The organism is Streptomyces sp. NPDC050485 (assembly GCF_044458185.1).
Classification (GTDB): domain Bacteria; phylum Actinomycetota; class Actinomycetes; order Streptomycetales; family Streptomycetaceae; genus Streptomyces.
Window position 1 is genome coordinate 295211 of the sequence record NZ_JBITHR010000006.1, and the last position, 15191, is coordinate 310401.

The 15191-nt window shown below is 70.6% G+C and carries 16 protein-coding genes and 1 pseudogene; 12 read left to right on the plus strand and 5 right to left on the minus strand.

From position 1 onward, the window contains the following. Window positions 1-112: 112 nt before the first annotated feature. The 4 genes from ACIBK6_RS15460 (at window position 113) to ACIBK6_RS15475 (ending at window position 4424) form a co-directional block, all read left to right on the plus strand. Window positions 113-2626 carry a DEAD/DEAH box helicase gene (locus tag ACIBK6_RS15460; RefSeq protein WP_399051725.1) on the plus strand — a complete coding sequence of 838 codons (2514 nt, stop codon included), beginning with the start codon at window positions 113-115 and terminating at the stop codon, window positions 2624-2626. A gap of 23 nt (window positions 2627-2649) precedes the next feature. Next, a complete protein-coding gene (locus tag ACIBK6_RS15465) occupies window positions 2650-3534 on the plus strand; it encodes an acyl-CoA thioesterase (protein ID WP_399051726.1) in 885 nt (294 codons plus the stop codon). 31 nt (window positions 3535-3565) lie between these two features. Continuing rightward, entirely contained in the window at window positions 3566-4054 is a 489-nt protein-coding gene (locus ACIBK6_RS15470; protein ID WP_399051727.1) for a glutathione peroxidase, read from the plus strand. Window positions 4055-4169: 115 nt separating this feature from the next. Further along, the gene (locus ACIBK6_RS15475) at window positions 4170-4424 is read left to right on the plus strand and encodes a hypothetical protein (protein WP_399051728.1); all 255 of its coding nucleotides are present in this window, start codon (window positions 4170-4172) and stop codon (window positions 4422-4424) included. On the opposite strand, the gene ACIBK6_RS15480 is transcribed toward ACIBK6_RS15475, so the two are convergent. Then, the gene (locus ACIBK6_RS15480; protein WP_399051729.1) at window positions 4412-5029 is read right to left on the minus strand and encodes a TetR family transcriptional regulator; all 618 of its coding nucleotides are present in this window, start codon (window positions 5027-5029) and stop codon (window positions 4412-4414) included. The two genes, ACIBK6_RS15475 and ACIBK6_RS15480, sit on opposite strands and share 13 nt — an antisense overlap. Window positions 5030-5181: 152 nt before the next feature. Between ACIBK6_RS15480 and ACIBK6_RS15485 the strand changes: the two genes are divergently transcribed. After that, on the plus strand, window positions 5182-6027 hold the full coding sequence (locus ACIBK6_RS15485; RefSeq protein WP_399051863.1) for a class I SAM-dependent methyltransferase: 846 nt from the start codon (window positions 5182-5184) through the stop codon (window positions 6025-6027). A gap of 21 nt (window positions 6028-6048) precedes the next feature. Here the strand turns inward: ACIBK6_RS15485 and ACIBK6_RS15490 are convergent, their stop codons facing one another. Beyond that, entirely contained in the window at window positions 6049-7278 is a 1230-nt protein-coding gene (locus ACIBK6_RS15490) for an acyl-CoA dehydrogenase family protein (RefSeq protein ID WP_399051730.1), read from the minus strand. A gap of 175 nt (window positions 7279-7453) precedes the next feature. Here ACIBK6_RS15490 and ACIBK6_RS15495 point away from each other — a divergent pair, with 175 nt between their 5' ends. Next, the gene (locus ACIBK6_RS15495) at window positions 7454-8107 is read left to right on the plus strand and encodes a TetR family transcriptional regulator (RefSeq protein WP_399051731.1); all 654 of its coding nucleotides are present in this window, start codon (window positions 7454-7456) and stop codon (window positions 8105-8107) included. 33 nt (window positions 8108-8140) lie between these two features. Here ACIBK6_RS15495 and def read toward each other — a convergent pair whose 3' ends face one another. After that, on the minus strand, window positions 8141-8680 hold the full coding sequence (def, locus tag ACIBK6_RS15500; protein ID WP_399051732.1) for a peptide deformylase: 540 nt from the start codon (window positions 8678-8680) through the stop codon (window positions 8141-8143). Window positions 8681-8797: 117 nt separating this feature from the next. Between def and ACIBK6_RS15505 the strand changes: the two genes are divergently transcribed. The 5 genes from ACIBK6_RS15505 (at window position 8798) to ACIBK6_RS15525 (ending at window position 13287) form a co-directional block, all read left to right on the plus strand. Beyond that, the gene (locus ACIBK6_RS15505) at window positions 8798-10045 is read left to right on the plus strand and encodes a MurT ligase domain-containing protein (RefSeq protein ID WP_399051733.1); all 1248 of its coding nucleotides are present in this window, start codon (window positions 8798-8800) and stop codon (window positions 10043-10045) included. Window positions 10046-10065: 20 nt separating this feature from the next. Further along, complete coding sequence (locus tag ACIBK6_RS15510; protein WP_399051734.1) at window positions 10066-10794, plus strand: type 1 glutamine amidotransferase; 729 nt, start codon at window positions 10066-10068, stop codon at window positions 10792-10794. 181 nt (window positions 10795-10975) lie between these two features. Then, entirely contained in the window at window positions 10976-12001 is a 1026-nt protein-coding gene (locus tag ACIBK6_RS15515; protein ID WP_399051735.1) for a 6-phosphofructokinase, read from the plus strand. A gap of 104 nt (window positions 12002-12105) precedes the next feature. Next, window positions 12106-13062 carry a cytochrome c oxidase assembly protein gene (locus tag ACIBK6_RS15520; protein WP_399051736.1) on the plus strand — a complete coding sequence of 319 codons (957 nt, stop codon included), beginning with the start codon at window positions 12106-12108 and terminating at the stop codon, window positions 13060-13062. Between the two features lie 63 nt (window positions 13063-13125). Beyond that, on the plus strand, window positions 13126-13287 hold the full coding sequence (locus ACIBK6_RS15525) for a hypothetical protein (protein ID WP_399051737.1): 162 nt from the start codon (window positions 13126-13128) through the stop codon (window positions 13285-13287). A 33-nt stretch (window positions 13288-13320) separates the two neighbouring features. On the opposite strand, the gene ACIBK6_RS15530 is transcribed toward ACIBK6_RS15525, so the two are convergent. Beyond that, a complete protein-coding gene (locus ACIBK6_RS15530) occupies window positions 13321-13848 on the minus strand; it encodes a polysaccharide lyase family 8 super-sandwich domain-containing protein (RefSeq protein ID WP_399051738.1) in 528 nt (175 codons plus the stop codon). A gap of 67 nt (window positions 13849-13915) precedes the next feature. Continuing rightward, window positions 13916-14122, minus strand: a pseudogene (locus ACIBK6_RS15535) (hypothetical protein); the annotation flags it as partial. A gap of 320 nt (window positions 14123-14442) precedes the next feature. Between ACIBK6_RS15535 and ACIBK6_RS15540 the strand changes: the two are divergent. Beyond that, entirely contained in the window at window positions 14443-15144 is a 702-nt protein-coding gene (locus ACIBK6_RS15540) for a lysophospholipid acyltransferase family protein (RefSeq protein WP_399051739.1), read from the plus strand. Window positions 15145-15191: the final 47 nt, after the last annotated feature.

Here is a 15191-nt window from a genome sequence, read left to right on the forward strand (position 1 = left end):
CTCAGTTGACGGCCCGTCCGGCGACGGGCCGAGCAGGCAGCCTACCCGTCGATGATCTTCGTGCCGGTGGCCGGTTCCCCGTCCCGGGCACGGGCCAGGCAAGATGGGGGGCGTGACCCTTATCGATCAGCTGCCGCCGAGTGCCGACCCCGATGCCCTTTTCGAGGCCTTCTCCACCTGGGCCGAGGACCAGGGCATCAACCTGTACCCGGCCCAGGAGGAGGCGCTGATCGAGGTGGTGTCGGGGGCGAACGTCATCCTGTCCACCCCGACCGGCTCCGGAAAGAGCCTGGTGGCGGCGGGTGCGCACTTCGCGGCGCTGGCCCGTGACGAGGTCACCTTCTACACCGCGCCCATCAAGGCGCTGGTCTCGGAGAAGTTCTTCGACCTGTGCAAGCTCTTCGGCACCGAGAACGTCGGCATGCTGACCGGCGACGCCTCCGTGAACGCGGACGCTCCCGTCATCTGCTGCACCGCCGAGGTGCTCGCCTCCATCGCGCTGCGCGACGGCAAGCACGCCGACATCGGCCAGGTCGTGATGGACGAGTTCCACTTCTACGCCGAGGGCGACCGCGGCTGGGCCTGGCAGATCCCGATCCTGGAACTCCCCCAGGCCCAGTTCGTCCTCATGTCGGCCACCCTCGGCGACGTGTCGATGTTCGAGAAGGACCTGACCCGCCGCACCGGCCGCGAGACCTCGGTCGTGCGCTCGGCGACCCGGCCGGTCCCGCTCTCGTACGAGTACGTCACGACGCCCATCACCGAGACCCTGACCGAACTGCTCGAAACCAAGCAGTCGCCGGTCTACATCGTGCACTTCACCCAGGCCCAGGCGGTCGAGCGCGCGCAGTCGCTCATGTCGATCAACATGTGCACCCGCGAGGAGAAGGACAAGATCGCCGACCTGATCGGCAACTTCCGCTTCACCACCAAGTTCGGCCAGAACCTGTCCCGTTACGTCCGCCACGGCATCGGTGTGCACCACGCGGGCATGCTGCCGAAGTACCGCCGTCTGGTCGAAAAGCTGGCCCAGGCGGGCCTGTTGAAGGTCATCTGCGGTACGGACACGCTCGGCGTCGGCGTCAACGTACCGATCCGCACGGTGCTGTTCACCGCTCTCACCAAGTACGACGGCAATCGCGTACGGACCCTGCGCGCCCGCGAGTTCCACCAGATCGCGGGCCGGGCCGGGCGGGCCGGGTTCGACACCGCCGGGTTCGTGGTGGCGCAGGCGCCCGAGCACGTCATCGAGAACGAGAAGGCGCTCGCCAAGGCGGGCGACGACCCGAAGAAGCGCCGCAAGGTGGTCCGCAAGAAGGCGCCCGAGGGCTTCGTGGCCTGGTCGGACACCACCTTCGAGAAGCTGATCGCCGCCGAGCCGGAGCCGCTGACCTCGCGTTTCCGGGTCACCAACATCATGCTGCTTTCGGTGATCGCCCGGCCGGGCAACGCCTTCCAGGCGATGCGCCACCTCCTGGAGGACAACCACGAGCCGCGCAAGGCCCAGCTGCGGCACATCCGCCGGGCCATCGCGATCTACCGCTCACTGCTCGACGGCGGTGTGGTGGAGCAGTTGGACACGCCCGACGCCGAGGGCCGCTCGATCCGCCTCACCGTCGACCTCCAGCAGGACTTCGCGCTGAACCAGCCCCTGTCGACCTTCGCGCTCGCGGCCTTCGACCTGCTCGACCCGGAGTCGCCGTCGTACGCCCTCGACATGGTCTCGGTCGTCGAGTCGACGCTCGACGACCCGCGCCAGATCCTCGCCGCGATGCAGAACAAGGCGCGCGGCGAGGCGGTCGGCCAGATGAAGGCGGACGGCGTGGAGTACGAGGAGCGCATGGAGCGGCTCCAGGACATCTCGTACCCGAAGCCGCTGGAAGAGCTGCTCTGGCACGCGTACAACGTCTACAAGAAGTCCCACCCGTGGGTCGCCGACCATCCGGTCTCGCCGAAGTCCGTCATCCGCGACATGTACGAACGGGCGCTCACCTTCACGGAGTTCACCTCCTGGTACGAGCTGGCGCGCACCGAGGGCATCGTCCTTCGCTACCTGGCCAGCGCGTACAAGGCGCTCGACCACACCATCCCCGACGACCTGAAGACCGAGGACCTGGAGGATCTGATCGCCTGGCTCGGCGAGATGGTCCGCCAGGTCGACTCCAGCCTCCTGGACGAGTGGGAGCAGCTCGCCAACCCGGAGGTCCAGACCGCCGAGGAGGCGCAGGAGAAGGCCGACGAGGTCAAGCCGGTCACGGCCAACGCCCGCGCCTTCCGGGTACTCGTGCGCAACGCGATGTTCCGGCGCGTGGAGCTGGCCGCGCTCGACAACGTGGCCGCGCTCGGCGAGCTGGACGCGGAGTCCGGCTGGGACGCGGACGCGTGGGGCGAGGCGATGGACGCGTACTGGGACGAGTACGAGGACCTGGGCACCGGTCCCGACGCGCGCGGCCCGAAGCTGCTCGCCATCGAGGAGGACGCGCCGCACGGCCTGTGGCGCGTCCGCCAGACCTTCGCCGACCCGAACGGCGACCATGGCTGGGGCATCAGCGCGGAGGTCGACCTGGCGGCCTCCGACGAGGAGGGCCGCGCGGTGGTCCGGGTGACGGACGTAGGCGAGCTGTAATCACGAGAGTGGAGACGGACCCCATGACGAACCCCGCCGAGAGACTCGTCGATCTGCTCGACCTCGAACAGATCGAGGTCAACATCTTCCGTGGCCGCAGTCCGCAGGAGTCCCTCCAGCGGGTCTTCGGCGGCCAGGTCGCGGGCCAGGCGCTGGTCGCGGCCGGGCGCACGACGGACGGCGAGCGCCCGGTGCACTCACTGCACGCCTACTTCCTGCGGCCGGGCCGCCCCGGTGTGCCGATCGTCTACCAGGTGGAGCGGGTCCGGGACGGGCGTTCCTTCACCACCCGGCGGGTCACCGCGGTCCAGCAGGGCCGCACGATCTTCAACCTCACCGCGTCCTTCCACCGCCCCGAGCCCGGCAGCATCGAGCACCAGCTCCCGCCGCGCCTCGACTTCCCCGAGCCGGAGTCGCTGCCCACGGTCACCGAGGAGATCCGCGAGCACCTGGGCGCGCTGCCCGAGGCGCTGGAGCGGATGGCCCGCCGCCAGCCGTTCGACATCCGGTACGTGGACCGGCTGCGCTGGACCCCTCAGGAGATCAAGGACGCGGATCCGCGCAGCGCGGTGTGGATGCGGGCGGTGGGCCCACTGGGCGACGACCCGCTGGTGCACACCTGCGCGCTGACGTACGCGAGCGACATGACGCTCCTGGACGCGGTGCGCATCCCGGTCGAGCCGCTGTGGGGGCCGCGCGGTTTCGACATGGCCTCGCTCGACCACGCGATGTGGTTCCACCGCCCGTTCCGCGCCGACGAGTGGTTCCTCTACGACCAGGAGTCCCCGATCTCGACCGGCGGCCGGGGTCTCGCCCGGGGCCGGATCTACGACCGCGCGGGCAGGCTGCTGGTGTCGGTGGTCCAGGAAGGCCTCTTCCGGCCGCTGATCACCACCACCCGCGACTGATCAACTCACCTTTTTTCAGAAGGAGTCACCCATGAGCCTGTACGACATCCCGCTGCGCACCCTGACCGGCGAGCCGGCCTCCCTGGCCGACTACGAGGGCAAGGCCGTGCTGCTGGTGAACGTGGCGTCCAAGTGCGGCCTGACCCCGCAGTACGCGGGCCTGGAGAACCTCCAGAAGCAGTACGGCGACCGCGGCTTCACCGTGCTCGGCGTGCCCTGCAACCAGTTCGGCGGCCAGGAGCCCGGCACCGCCGAGGAGATCGGGACCTTCTGCTCGGCGACGTACGGCGTGACCTTCCCGCTCCTGGAGAAGACCGACGTGAACGGCGAGAGCCGGCACCCGCTGTACGCGGAGCTGACGCGGACGGCGGACGCCGAGGGCGCGGCCGGTGACATCCAGTGGAACTTCGAGAAGTTCCTGATCTCTCCGCGGGGCGAGGTCGCCGCCCGCATCCGCCCGCGCACGGAGCCGGAGGCCCCCGAGGTCGTCGCGCTCATCGAGGCGAACCTGCCTTCCTGACCCACCCCCGCGCACCCCGGGCGCTCCCCCTCTGCGAGGGCGGAGCGCCTTCGCGCGTCCCGGATCGGTCCCGCCGGCCCAGTCGGCGTACTACGCCCGCAGCCTCACCGATCCCGTGCTTGCGGCGGTGTTCCTGGGCGCCGAGCACCCGCTGGAGGACCTGGTCGCGGGGATCATCGGGCAGGCGCAGGACGGCGGCGCCTGCCGGCCGGGGCTCGACGCGCGCCACGAGGCCGATCTGCTGGTTTCGGGGGCCGTGGGACTCGGCGGGGACATGCTCCACGGGCGGCGCGGCGCGGCCCAGGTGGCCGCCACCCTGGACTACCACCTCGACCGGATCTTCACCCCGGCAGGCGGCTACACCGTGTGAGCCGGCCCCGCCGGGGGCCCTGTGCCCGCCGCCGCAAGCGCCACCAGCCGCTCCACCTGCTCGCGCGGGTCGGGGGCGCCCGGCAGGCCGGTCATCAGGAGGTGGTGGACGGTGCCGACCACGGCCAGCGCGAGGGTGGCGGTGTCGGCGGACTGCGGCAGCCGGCCCAACTGGCGCTCCGCTGCCAGGTATTGGGCGATCGACTCCTGGATCGCGGCGAAACCCGGCGCACCGGACTCCAGCGCCTCGCGGATGCGGAGGGCGGCGGCGGGGCGGGTCATGGCCAGGGCGGCGACGGCCGGGCCGCCCGAGTCGAAGAGGGCGAGGGCGACGCCGCGCAGGTTCTCGGCCACCGCGCCCTCACCCGCGCGGTCGGGGAGTTCGGCGGCCCGGGTCGCGGTGCGGGCGAAGCGGTCCAGGCACAGCTCGGCCACGAACTCGTCGAGCCCGGCGAAGTGGGCGTGCAGCATGCCCTTGGCGCAGCCGGCCTCGCCGGTTATGGCCCGGCTGGTGAGGGCGCCGGGCCCCTCCTGGGCCAGGACCCGTTCGGCGGCCGCGAACAGCCGCTCCTTGATGTCGGGCATCGCCACTCCACGCGGTGACATGAGTCCCCTCCCGCTGCGTTGTCGCCAAACGCCCACAACACGCCCCGTGGTGAAGGGGGTTGTCAGTATGGGCGGGCGCCCATACTGTTTGGGCACCCGCCCATCATAGGCTCGCCCACGCGGCGGCCGGCAGGAGGCACCCGATGCACTCGATGCGCAACGTCGTCAACACCGAGCAGGCCGAGGCCTGGAACGGCTACGAAGGCACTTACTGGGCCGATCACCAGGACCGCTGGGACGCCGTGAACGCGGGGTTCAACCAGCCGCTGATCGACGCCGCGGCGATCGGCCCGCACGACCGCGTGCTCGATGTCGGCTGCGGGGCGGGGCAGACCACCCGCCTCGCCGCGCGCGCGGCCGACCAGGGGCGCGTACTCGGCGTCGACCTGTCGGGGCCGATGCTGGCGCGCGCCCGGGCCAGCGCCGCCCAAGAGGGCATCGGCAACGCGGAGTTCGAGCAGGCGGACGCCCAGGTACACCCCTTCGATCCCGGCGCCTTCGACGCCGCGATCAGCCGCTACGGGGTGATGTTCTTCGCCGATCCGGTCGCCGCCTTCACCAACATCGGCGGCGCGCTGCGCCCCGGCGGCCGGCTCGCGTTCATCTGCGCCGCGGAGCCCGCGCGCAACGAGTGGGTGGCGGCGATGGCCGTCCTGCGCGAGCACCTGCCCGTCGGCGAGTTCGGCGCGCCCGGACAGCCCGGGATGTTCTCCCTCGCCGATCCGGATCGCATCCGCGAGGTGCTCTCCGCCGCCGGGTTCGCCGATGTCACCCCGCGACAGGTCGAGGCGTACGGAATCTGGGGACGTACGGCCGAGGACGCCGCGGCCTTCCTCATGGACAGCGGCCCCGGCCGGCACCTCACCGCCCAGGTGCCCGTGGAGACCGCGGCGCGCGCCCGCGAGGCGCTCACCGAGCGGCTGCGGGCGCACGAGCGGCACGGTTCGGTCCGGCTGCGCAGTACCGCCTGGCTGGTCACGGCACAACGCCCGCAGTGACCTGCCAGAGGGTGCCGGCTCCTAGCGGATCGGCATGCCCGAGAGGGTGCGGGCGATGACCAGGCGCTGAATCTCGCTCGTTCCCTCAAAAATGGTGTAAATGGCCGCATCTCGGTGCATGCGCTCCACCGGGTACTCGCGGGTGAAACCGTTTCCGCCGAGGATCTGGATCGCCTGGGCGGTGACCTTCTTCGCCGTCTCGCTCGCGAACAGCTTGGACATCGAGCCCTCGGCGGAGGTGAACGGCTTGCCCGCCGTCGCCATCCAGGAGGCGCGCCACACCAGGAGACGGGCCGCGTCGATCTGCGTGCGCATGTCGGCGAGCTGGAAGGCGATGCCCTGGTTGTCGATGATCGGGCGGCCGAACTGCTCACGGGTCCTGGCGTATTCGAGCGCGTAGTCGTACGCGGCCCGTGCGGTGCCGACCGCCATCGCGCCGACGGCCGGGCGGGAGGCCTCGAAGGTCGCCATCGCCGCGTTCTTCACGCGCTCCCCGCCGCCCGCCTTCGCCTTCTCGCGGGCGCGGGCGAGCCGCTCGTCGAGCTTCTCCTTGCCGCCGAGCAGACAGCGCCCAGGCACCCGTACGTCTTCGAGGACGACCTCGGCGGTGTGCGAGGCGCGGATGCCGTGCTTCTTGAACTTCTGGCCCTGGGTCAAACCGGGGGTGCCCGGCGGCACGATGAAGGAGGCGTGCCCCTTGGAGCCCAGCCCGGGGTCGACCACGGCCACCACGACATGGACGTTGGCGATGCCGCCGTTGGTCGCCCAGGTCTTGGTGCCGTTCAGCACCCACTCGTCCTTGGCCCCGTCGTACACGGCCTTGGTGCGCATCGAGGCGACATCGGAGCCCGCGTCCGGCTCGGAGGAGCAGAAGGCCGCGACCTTGACGTCGTTCACATCGCCGTACATCTGGGGGATCCAGGTGCCGATCTGCTCCTCGGTACCGTTGGCGAGGACGCCGACGGCGGCGAGCCCGGTGCCGACGATGGACAGGGCGATGCCCGCATCGCCCCAGAACAGCTCCTCCATGGCCACCGGGATACCGAGACCGGTCGGGTCGAAGAACTGCTGCGCATAGAAGTCGAGGGAGTAGATTCCGACCTTGGCGGCCTCCTGGATCACCGGCCAGGGGGTCTCCTCGCGCTCGTCCCACTCGGCGGCGGCAGGCCGGATCACATCCTTGGCGAAGCCGTGCAGCCAGTCCTGGACCTGCTTCTGATCCTCGTTGAGATCCATCGTGAACTCGGCCATGTCCCCTCCACCACTCCAAGCGTTACTTGCGGTAACCGCAGTCTGTTACCGACGGGTAGCCCCTGTCAACCGACCACCCGCCCCGCAGCACCGCCACCGGGCGGAGTGTTACGTTGCGCAAGGCTTTCGAGAGCTGGAACCCACGGAAAACGCAGTACGGGCGGGGAGAAGAACCATGGACACCACGCAGCAGGCCGAACAGCAGCGATCGGCGGCGGAGCGCCGGCGACGCGAACTGCTGGAGGCGGCGGACCGGGTGGTGCTCCGGGACGGCCCGAAGGCCTCGATGAACGCCATCGCGGCCGAGGCGGGCATCACCAAGCCCATCCTCTACCGGCACTTCGGCGACAAGGGCGGCCTCTACCGGGCGCTGGCCAAGCGCCACACCGACGCACTGCTCTCCGCGCTGCGGGCCGCCCTCGACGCACCCGCCGAGCGCCGCGAGCGGGTCGAGGCGACCCTGGACACCTATCTGGCGGCGATCGAGGCGCGGCCGCAGGTGTACCGGTTCCTGATGCACCCCGCCGAGGACGCCCCGGCGCCCGAGTCCGAGCAGGGCTTCGACGTGGGCCGGCACTCGGCGCCGCTGCTGCGCCGCATGGGCGAGGACCTCGGTGTGGTCATAGCCGAGCGGGTCGACCTCGGGCCGGGCAGCGAGACGCTGGCCCGGGTCTGGGGGCACGGGATCGTCGGCATGATGCACGCGGCGGGCGACTGGTGGCTGGGCGAACGCCCCTGCTCCCGCGCCGAGTTGGTACGCGGCCTGGCCGACCTGCTGTGGGGCCGGCTTGCCGCGGCGGGCGACCGGATGGGCGGCCCGAGCTTCTGAGAACCGGTGCCGGCCCCCCTGCGTCCCGCTGTGTCAGCTCCCCCACTCCGTCTTCCGGATCGCCCGCAGCAGCTTGGACTTCCGCCGGCCGGTGACCCGGTCCGCGTACACCAGTCCCTCCAGGTGGTCGCACTCGTGCTGGAGGCAGCGGGCGAAGAACCCGGTGCCCTCGATCCGCACGGGGGCCCCGGAGAGGTCCACGCCCTCCACCACCGCGCGGTCGAAGCGCGCGGTCGGCGCCTCGACGCCGGGCAGCGAAAGACAGCCCTCGGGGCCGCGCACCTCCACCCCGTCCGCCGCCACCAGGCGCGGGTTCACCACGTACCCGAGGTGGCGCACGTCCTCGTCGTCGGGGCAGTCGTACACGAACACCCGCTGGGCGACGCCGAGCTGGTTCGCCGCCAGGCCGACCCCGTCGGCCGCGTACATCGTGGCGAACATGTCCTCGATGAGGCGGTGCAGCGCGGGGCCGAAGTCGGTGACGGGGTCGCACGGGGCGTGGAGCAACCGGTCGCCGAGGAGACTCATCTCTCGTACGGAGCCGGAACTGCCGGGAATGGGGCGGTGACGCATGGGCGCAAGAGTACGTTCCGGGGAGCCCGGAGCATTCCGGATGGTGGCGCGGTTCGGGGCGCTGACCGGATCTCGATAGGCTGACACCCGACCCAGGCGCAAGGAGGATCAAGGACGATGTCAGGACACGTTGGAGGTGCCGGGCCCCTGTCACCGCGAGCCAAGCTGGCCGTGACCGCGGGCAAGGCCGCCGCGGCGGTGTCGCGCGCGGCGGGGCGGGGCAGTGGATCGGTGATCGGCGGGCGCGTCGCGCTCAAGCTCGACCCCGATCTGCTCGGGCGGCTCGCCACTCATCTGGACGTCGTCCTGGTGTCGGCGACGAACGGCAAGACGACCACGACCCGGCTGATCGCCGAGGCGCTGCGGGCCAGCGGCCCGGTGGTGTCGAACGCGCTGGGCGCCAACATGCCCGCGGGCATCACCTCGGCGCTGGCGGGCGGTTCGGACGCCAAGTACGGCGTCATCGAGGTCGACGAGAAGTATCTGGCGGGTGTCGCGCGCGATGTGACGCCGAAGGCGATCGCGCTGCTGAACCTGTCGCGCGACCAGCTCGACCGGGCCGCCGAGACCCGGATGCTCGCCGAGAAGTGGCGCGAGGGCCTGTCCGGCTCCAAGGCCGTGGTGATCGCGAACGCGGACGACCCGCTGGTCGTGTGGGCGGCGTCCTCCTCCCCCAACGTGGTGTGGGTGGCGGCCGGTCAGGAGTGGAAGGACGACGCCTGGTCCTGCCCCGCCTGCGGCGGTGTGATGCAGCGGCCCGGCGACGACTGGTTCTGCGGCGAGTGCGGTTTCCGCCGCCCGGCGCCCAGTTGGGTCCTGAGCGGCGACTACGTACTGGACCCGCACGGTTCGGCCTGGCCGATCCACCTTCAGCTGCCCGGCCGCGCCAACAAGGCGAACGCCGCCACCTCCGCCGCGGTCGCCGCGGTGTTCGGGGTGCCGCCGCAGGTCGCCCTGGAGCGCATGTACCAGGTGCAGGCGGTGGCGGGACGGTACGACGTCGTCACCTTCCAGGGCCGTGAACTGCGGCTGCTGCTCGCCAAGAACCCGGCGGGCTGGCTCGAAACGTTTTCCCTCATCGACCCGCCGCCGACGCCGGTCGTCCTGTCCGTCAACGCCCGCGGCGCGGACGGCACGGACACGTCCTGGCTGTGGGACGTCGACTACACCCGGCTGGCCGGCCACCCGATCTTCGTGATCGGCGACCGCAAGCTGGACCTGGCCGTCCGCCTGGAGGTCGCGAACCTGGACTTCCGGGTCTGCGAAAGCCTGGAGGAGTGCGTGCAGTTGGCGCCGCCCGGCCGGATCGAGCTGATCGCCAACTACACCGCATTCCAGGACGTCCGCCGCGTCGTCGGCAACTGACCCAGTAAGGAGCAAGCGACATGGCAGACAACAGCCTGCGCCTCGTGTGGGTCTACCCGGACCTGCTGAGCACCTACGGCGACCAGGGCAACGCGCTGGTCGTGGAGCGCCGGGCCCGCCAGCGCGGCCTGGACGTGCACCGGCTCGACGTCCGCAGCGACCAGCCGATCCCGACGTCCGGTGACATCTACCTCATCGGCGGCGGCGAGGACCGGCCGCAGCGCCTCGCGGCCGAGCGGCTGCGCCGCGACGGCGGCCTGGAGCGGGCCGCGTCCAACGGCGCGATCATCTTCTCGGTCTGCGCCGGGTACCAGATCCTCGGCCACGAGTTCATCAACGACCTCGGCGAGCGCGAGCCGGGCCTCGGTCTGATCGACGTGGTCTCCACGCGGGGCGAGGGCGAGCGGTGCGTCGGCGACGTGCTCGGCGACATCGACGAGCGGCTCGGGCTGCCCCAGCTGACCGGGTTCGAGAACCACCAGGGCGTCACCCACCTCGGCCCGACGGCCCGCCCGTTCGCCCGGGTGCGCCTGGGCAAGGGCAACGGCACGGGCGACGGCACCGAGGGCGCGTACAACGACACCGTGTTCGGTACGTACATGCACGGCCCGGTGCTCGCCCGCAACCCGCAGATCGCGGACCTGCTGCTGAAGCTGGCCCTCGATGTGAACGCGCTGCCGCCCACCGACGACCGGTGGTACGAGGCGCTGCGCGCCGAGCGCATCGCGTCGGCGACCCAGCCCGCATAACGCGCGAAACCGGCAACTCGCAGCAACTCGGCCCCGCCGCCGGACGGTTCGTACGTTCGCACCACGTCCATCAGTCGGACCTCCGATTCGGCCCCCGTCACCCTGCGCCGGTAGGGTGACGGGGATCCAACCGGACGACGTGGTCCGGTCGTCGGCCCACGTTGCAAAGGTTCTCCGGGCAATGCGAATTGGTGTGCTCACCTCCGGCGGCGACTGCCCCGGCCTGAACGCCGTCATCCGATCCGTCGTGCACCGCGCGGTGGTCGACCACGGCGATGAGGTCATCGGCTTCCACGACGGCTGGAAGGGTCTCCTCGAAGCCGACTACCGCAAGCTCGATCTCGACGCGGTCGGCGGCATCCTCGCCCGTGGCGGCACCATCCTCGGCTCCTCCCGCGTCCAGCCCGCGCATCTGCGCGACGGCGTCGAGCGGGCGAAGGGGCACGTCGCCGAGCTCGGTCTCGACGCGATCATCCCGATCGGCGGCGAAGGCACCCTCAAGGCGGCCACCCTGCTGTCCGACGCGGGGCTGCCGATCGTCGGGGTGCCGAAGACCATCGACAACGACATCGCCTCGACCGACGTCACCTTCGGCTTCGACACCGCCGTGGGCGTCGCGACCGAGGCCCTCGACCGGCTGAAGACGACCGCCGAGTCGCACCAGCGGGTGCTGATCGTCGAGGTCATGGGCCGCCACACCGGCTGGATCGCGCTGCACTCGGGCATGGCCGCCGGTGCGCACGCGATCGTCGTCCCCGAGCGGCCCTTCGACATCGACGAGCTGACCGAGCTGGTCGGCCGGCGCTTCTCGGCGGGCAAGAAGTTCGCGATCGTCGTGGTCGCCGAGGGTGCCAAGCCGCGCGAGGGCTCGATGCGGTTCGACGAGGGCGGCACCGACATGTACGGCCACGAGCGCTTCGCGGGCGTGGCCCGCCAGCTCTCCATCGAGCTGGAGCAGCGCCTGGACAAGGAGGCCCGGCCGGTCATCCTGGGCCACGTCCAGCGCGGCGGCACGCCCACCGCGTACGACCGGGTCCTTGCCACCCGGTTCGGCTGGCACGCGGTGGAGGCGGTGCACCGCGGCGAGTTCGGGATGCTGACCGCGCTGCGCGGCACCGACATCGTGATGGTCCCGCTCGCCGAGGCCACGGCCACCCTGAAGACCGTCCCGACCGAGCGCTACGCCGAAGCGGAGTGCGTGCTCTAGCTCCCGGATCGTTGTGTACTCAAGGAACCGCCCCCGGCCGCAGCAGTGGCCGGGGGCGGTTCTAGTCTGGTGGGGGACAACCGGTACGAATCAGGAGTCAGCGGATGGATCACAGCGGGCACGGCATGGACATGAACATGGACCTGCCGCCGTTCACGCTGACGCGGGGCCTCGAATGGTCGGCGGACCCCTTCTTCCTCATCGGATGTCTGCTGGCGCTCGCCCTGTACGGCTGGGGTGTGGTCCGCCTGAAGCGGCGCGGGGACAGCTGGCCGGTCAGCCGGACGGTGTTCTGGACCGTCGGCGTGCTGACCATCGGGCTCGTCATGTGCACCAAGCTCAACGACTACGGCATGGCCATGTTCAGCGTGCACATGGTGCAGCACATGGTGATCAGCATGCTGTCGCCGATCCTGCTGCTGCTCGGCGCGCCGGTCACCCTCGCGCTGCGGGCGCTGCCGGTCGCCGGGCGCGGCCGCAAGGGCCCGCGCGAGCTGCTCCTGATGCTGCTGCACAGCCGGTACATGAAGATCATCACGCATCCGGCGTTCACCATCCCGCTGTTCATCGCGAGCCTCTACGGGCTCTACTTCACGCCGATCTTCGACTTCCTGATGGAGTCCAAGACCGGGCACATCGCGATGATGGTCCACTTCCTCGCGGTCGGTCTGGTCTTCTTCTGGCCGATCATGGGCGTGGACCCGGGACCGCACCGGCCCGGCTATGTGATGCGGATGCTGGAGCTCTTCGCCGGCATGCCGTTCCACGCCTTCTTCGGCATCGCTCTGATGATGGCGAGCGAGCCCATGATCAGCACGTACCGCAATCCGCCGTCCTCCCTCGGCATCGACGCGCTCACCGACCAGCAGGCCGCCGGCGGCATCGCCTGGGCGTTCAGCGAGATCCCCTCGGTGCTCGTGCTGATCGCGCTGGTCTTCCAGTGGTACGCGACCGAGAAGCGCCAGGCGCGCCGCACAGACCGGGCCGCCGACCGGGACGGCGACCGGGAACTTCAGGCCTACAACGCCTACCTCGCCTCGCTGAACACGCGCGGGCGGTAGCGGCGGGACCCGCCGCGGGGGACGATGGCCTTCACGGCACCGGCCGGGAGGAAGGGGACGCGGATGCCCCGTTCGACGAAGTCGATGATGATGCTCACCGTCGTGATGCTGGTCGTGATCACGGCGTACACGGTGGCGCTCGGCAGCAGCGGCTGGCTGTGGTTCGGCTGGGTGGTGCTCGGGCTCGCCACGATCGGGACGGCCGCGGTGTCGGGCAGCAGCTGAGAGCCTGGGTCCAAACGCTGCCCGGGCCCGCGGTCAGCCGAGTCCGACGGTGATCTTCTGGGTGGCTCCCCCGGTACCGCTGAGGTCGCCGAAGGTGAGCATCAGGGACGAGCCGGTGGTGGCGCCGGTGACGGTGGCCGGCCGGGAGATCACCGAGGCGACGGCCCGCTGCCAGCTGAGGCTGAGCGAGGTCTGCATCCGCATCGGATCGCTGACGCAGATCACCGCGGTGCCGTCGCTCCGCTCGCTGATCAGCACCGTGGTGAGGTACCGGCGGCTGATCGCGGCCCCCGAGCCGCCCTTGTTGATGTCGCTCCAGCGGCCGGTGCGCTCCTCACGCAGGGCCCGCAGGGTCGCCCGACCGGGGAAGACATAGCCGCCGTGACCCGCGAGGCGGGCCCAGGAGGCGCCGGTCAGGGTCGCCGACCAGGGGTGGGTGAGGGGGGCTGCACGGTGCCGTCGACGGTGAGAGCGGCGCTGCCGGTCGCTCCCAGATTGCGGTTGTCGACGGTGGATTCGACGGCCGTGCCATCCGTGCAGGTGACGCCCGCGCCGAGGCACACGATCGCGCTCCGCGCACCGCGAGCACCCGGCAGAGGTCGACGCGGTTGGCGCCGGTGCTGGTTCCGGAGTAGACGGAGACGGCGCTGTCCGGGACGAAGGGGTCAACTGCCGTGAGATGGCCGGTCATTTGGCCTGCGGCGAGTTGGCCGTACATCAGGACGCAGCAGTCGAGCAGCGCCTGCGGGGCGCCGATCTGCCAGTTCCACCAGTTACCGAAGGGCGCCCGGTTCTCGTTGTAGACGTCGCTGTGGAGGTGGTCGAGGCCGGTCACGACGGCGGCCGCGAGGCCGGTGTCGCCGGTGAGTCATAAACGGCTCGGCGGTGGGGCTGAAGCCGGAACCGAGGATTCAGCGTCCGCCAGGTGGCGCGCAGCCCGTCATAGGCGTCGGCGGCGCCCGCCTCGGCGCACGTGGCGCCGGTTGTCCCGAGAGCGAGGGCCGAGGCACCCGTGGCGTACAGGAAGCCACGACGAGACCAGGGAGTTATGGAGACTCCAAAAAGGCGATCTGCCATCGGGACGGTCATCGGTGGTTACGGGGGCCGGAAACTCGCCCTACACTGACCACCCCTCGAATGGTGAGGAGCGTGCGGGTGCTCTACTACATCCTCAAATACGCAGTTCTGGGGCCCCTGTTGAGACTGCTGTTCCGGCCGAGGATGGAGGGGTTGGAGCACATTCCCGAGGAGGGCCCGGCGATCATCGCGGGAAATCACCTGTCCTTCTCCGATCATTTCCTGATGCCGGTGATGCTGAAGCGGCGCATCACCTTCCTCGCCAAACAGGAGTACTTCACCGGGCCCGGCATCAAGGGGCGGCTCACCGCCGCGTTCTTCCGGGCCATCGGGCAGATTCCGGTGGACCGGTCCGGCAAGGAGGCGGGCCGGGCCGCGATCCGGGAGGGGCTCGGGGTGCTGAGCAAGGACGAGCTGCTCGGCATCTACCCGGAGGGCACCCGCTCGCCCGACGGCAGGCTCTACAAGGGCAAGGTCGGGGTCGCGGTGATGGCGATCCGGGGGCGGGTGCCGGTGATCCCCTGCGCGATGGTCGGCACCTTCGAGATCCAGCCGCCCGGTCAGGCCGTGCCGAGGATCAAACGGGTCGCGGTCCGCTTCGGCGAGCCGCTGGACTTCTCGCGGTACGCCGGGCTGGAGGACGAGAAGGCCGTCCTGCGGGCCGTCACCGACGAAATCATGTACAAGGTCATGGAGTTGTCGGGCCAGGAGTACGTGGACCGGTACGCGGCCGACGTGAAGGCGGAGGAGTCGCGCACGTTCCGCGGAATCATCAGCTGAAGCCGCATCAGCTGAGGCCGGAAGTTCCCTACGCCGCTCGGCCCTGG

Excerpts from the sequence above, each read along its gene's own strand:
- ACIBK6_RS15510 (WP_399051734.1), top strand. The coding sequence starts at position 10,066 with ATGGCAGACAACAGCCTGCGCCTCGTGTGGGTCTACCCGGACCTGCTG.
- ACIBK6_RS15505 (WP_399051733.1), top strand. The coding sequence starts at position 8,798 with ATGTCAGGACACGTTGGAGGTGCCGGGCCCCTGTCACCGCGAGCCAAG.
- ACIBK6_RS15465 (WP_399051726.1), top strand. The coding sequence starts at position 2,650 with ATGACGAACCCCGCCGAGAGACTCGTCGATCTGCTCGACCTCGAACAG.
- ACIBK6_RS15495 (WP_399051731.1), top strand. The coding sequence starts at position 7,454 with ATGGACACCACGCAGCAGGCCGAACAGCAGCGATCGGCGGCGGAGCGC.
- ACIBK6_RS15520 (WP_399051736.1), top strand. The coding sequence starts at position 12,106 with ATGGATCACAGCGGGCACGGCATGGACATGAACATGGACCTGCCGCCG.
- ACIBK6_RS15490 (WP_399051730.1), bottom strand. The coding sequence starts at position 7,278 with ATGGCCGAGTTCACGATGGATCTCAACGAGGATCAGAAGCAGGTCCAG.
- def (WP_399051732.1), bottom strand. The coding sequence starts at position 8,680 with ATGCGTCACCGCCCCATTCCCGGCAGTTCCGGCTCCGTACGAGAGATG.
- ACIBK6_RS15485 (WP_399051863.1), top strand. The coding sequence starts at position 5,182 with ATGCGCAACGTCGTCAACACCGAGCAGGCCGAGGCCTGGAACGGCTAC.
- ACIBK6_RS15480 (WP_399051729.1), bottom strand. The coding sequence starts at position 5,029 with ATGTCACCGCGTGGAGTGGCGATGCCCGACATCAAGGAGCGGCTGTTC.
- ACIBK6_RS15470 (WP_399051727.1), top strand. The coding sequence starts at position 3,566 with ATGAGCCTGTACGACATCCCGCTGCGCACCCTGACCGGCGAGCCGGCC.
- ACIBK6_RS15525 (WP_399051737.1), top strand. The coding sequence starts at position 13,126 with ATGCCCCGTTCGACGAAGTCGATGATGATGCTCACCGTCGTGATGCTG.
- ACIBK6_RS15515 (WP_399051735.1), top strand. The coding sequence starts at position 10,976 with ATGCGAATTGGTGTGCTCACCTCCGGCGGCGACTGCCCCGGCCTGAAC.